General features: G+C 68.5%; 2 protein-coding genes and 1 pseudogene. All 3 read right to left on the bottom strand.

What is annotated here, in order from left to right:
• A complete protein-coding gene (locus JCM9942_RS13965) occupies positions 1–465 on the bottom strand; it encodes a hypothetical protein (protein ID WP_054660425.1) in 465 nt (154 codons plus the stop codon).
• Positions 466–701: 236 nt separating this feature from the next.
• A complete protein-coding gene (gene aqpZ, locus JCM9942_RS13960) occupies positions 702–1,421 on the bottom strand; it encodes an aquaporin Z (RefSeq protein WP_083468558.1) in 720 nt (239 codons plus the stop codon).
• A gap of 92 nt (positions 1,422–1,513) precedes the next feature.
• Positions 1,514–2,373: pseudogene (locus tag JCM9942_RS13955) on the bottom strand (pirin family protein).
• Positions 2,374–2,512 lie beyond the last annotated feature (139 nt).

Genomic DNA, 2,512 nt, shown 5'->3' with positions numbered 1-2,512 from the left:
TCAGTTGCCGCTGCCGGCCAGCGCCGGGGAGTTGAGGTTCAGGGCCTGGGTCAGCGTCTGCAGGCTGGCCAGCTCGCCGCCGTCGGCCGCTTCGATCCAGATCTGGGCATAGCGCTTCTTGTCCAGCTTGACCACGGTGATACGGCGCGACTCCAGCCCCGGCAGGTCGCGGCCGCCCATATCCATCTTGTACCAGTGCAGCGCCTCGCCGCCGAAGGTGCCTTTTTCCGCGCGCAGCGCCCGGGTCAGGGCGATGCCCGGATCACGCGCGGTGAGCATCATGTTGAGCACGGTACGGCCATCGGGGGTGGTGGCCTTGCAGACGATGAAGTCGCTCTGGGCCTGCTGTTCCCAGTGCAGGCCGCTGTCGGCCGGCAGCAGCGGGCACTGGGCGGTCTGCTGGGCCGAGGCGGTGGCAGCGGCGGCAAGCAACAGGGCGGCACAAACGGTACGGACAGTCTTCACTTCGCTTTCCCCATGAAACACCGCCCGCTACCGGCGCGATGGATGTTGTGTGGATCGTTGAAGGCGGTTGCGCGGCTGGTGGCCAGTTCCCTCGCGCCCGTTGCGCGCATCCCCATGCGCGCCAGCCGAGGTCCGACGGTATTACACAACCGCCGTCACTTGCAAAGCATGTTTCAGATCACACAAAAAAGCGGCCCCGCCGGGGGCCGCTTCTGTCACGTGCTACCGGCAACGGCCTAGTTGTCGCTGCCGATCCACTTGTAGGCGATGCCGCCGATCATCGCGCCCAGGATCGGCGCCACCCAGAACAGCCACAGCTGGCTGATCTGCCCGGGGCCGGCAAACACCGCCACCGCGGTGGAGCGGGCCGGGTTGACCGAGGTGTTGGTGACGGGAATGGAGATCAGGTGGATCAGCGTCAGCGCCAGACCGATGGCGATCGGCGCGAAGCCGGCCGGCGCCTTGCCGTGGGTGGCACCCATGATCACCACCAGGAAGAATGCGGTCATCACCACCTCGCACAGGAACGCGGCCGCGACGCTGTAGCCGCCCGGCGACAGTGCGCCGTAGCCGTTGCTGGCGAAGGCACCGGCCTGGCTGCCGTCGATGGCGAAACCGGCATTGCCCTGGGCGATCTGCAACAGGATGAATGCCGCGGCCACGCCGCCCAGCACCTGCGCCACGATGTACGGCAGCAGGTCTTTGCCGGAGAAGCGGCCGCCGGCCCACAGGCCCACGCTCACCGCCGGGTTGAAGTGGGCACCGGAGATGTGGCCGAAGGCATAGGCGCCGGTCAGCACGGTCAGGCCGAAGGCCAGCGCCACCCCGTGGAAACCGATCCCCAGCGGATTGCCGTCGCCACCGAAATTGGCCGCCAGCACCGCGCTGCCGCAGCCGCCCAGCACCAGCCAGAACGTGCCGAGAAACTCGGCCGCCAGTCGCTTGCTCATATCCATGCGTGTTTCCCCTCGATTCCCCGGAGCGGGTGGTGGAAACATAAGCCAGCGGCGTGCGGGCGGCGTATTGAAAGCGTTAAGGCCGCGGCGGCTTAGGCCGGCAGCGGAATGAACTCCTTGTCATCGCCCGGAATCGTGCCGAAGCGGCCGGCCTGCCAGTCGTCCTTGGCCTGCTCGATGCGCTCCTTGGAGCTGGAGACGAAGTTCCACCACAGGTGGCGCGGACCATCCAGCGGCTCGCCACCCATCAGCATCGCCTTGACCGGGGTTCTGGCGCGCAGCGCCCGCGCGCGCCGGCCTCGGGAAGCACCAGGTGCATGGCCGGCACATCCACCCCGTCCAGCTGCGCCTCGCCTTCCAGAATGTAGAGCGCACGCTCCACGTGGCTGGCGTCCAGGTCGATCTCCGCGCCCGGGTCCAGATCGATGGCCACATTCAAGGTGTCGGCAAACACCTGCACCGGCGATTCCTCGCCATAGGCGCGGCCGGCGATCACCCGCAGCAGCGCACCGTTCCGGCGCTGCTGCGGCAGCTGGCCGGCGCTGAAGTGGTGGAACGCCGGGACGGATTCCTCGTGCGACTTCGGCAGCGCGATCCAGGTCTGCATGCCGTGCAGCGGGTGGTCGTGGCCACGCTCGGCCGGCGGGGTGCGCTCGGAATGGGCGATGCCACGGCCTGCGGTCATCCAGTTCACATCACCCGGGCGGATGATCTGCTCCGAACCCAGCGTGTCGCGGTGGCCGATCTGCCCGGACCACAGGAACGTCACCGTGGCCAGGCCAATATGCGGATGCGGGCGCACGTCGATGCCCTGGCCGGGGGCGAACACCGCCGGGCCCATGTGGTCGACGAACACGAACGGCCCCACGCTGCGCGCCTGCAGGGTGGGCACCGCACGCCGCACCTGGAAACCGCCCAGGTCGTGCACGCGCGGATTGAGGATCGTGGTCATGGAAAACTCCCGGTTGCGTTGGGCCGCAGGATTGCACGGGGGCGGAGCGCTGTCCGTACCGGCCCGGAAACGGATTGTTGCGACAGGCCTCGCTCACCCTCGGCCTCACCCGGCCGGGGCGCGGCCATCGCGGCGCGAG

The organism is Stenotrophomonas pictorum JCM 9942 (assembly GCF_001310775.1).
Taxonomy (GTDB): Bacteria; Pseudomonadota; Gammaproteobacteria; order Xanthomonadales; family Xanthomonadaceae; genus Stenotrophomonas; species Stenotrophomonas pictorum.
Note: the sequence above shows the minus strand (reverse complement) of the source record. Positions and strands in the feature narration are given on the sequence as shown.

Excerpts from the sequence above, each read along its gene's own strand:
- aqpZ (WP_083468558.1), bottom strand. The coding sequence starts at position 1,421 with ATGGATATGAGCAAGCGACTGGCGGCCGAGTTTCTCGGCACGTTCTGG.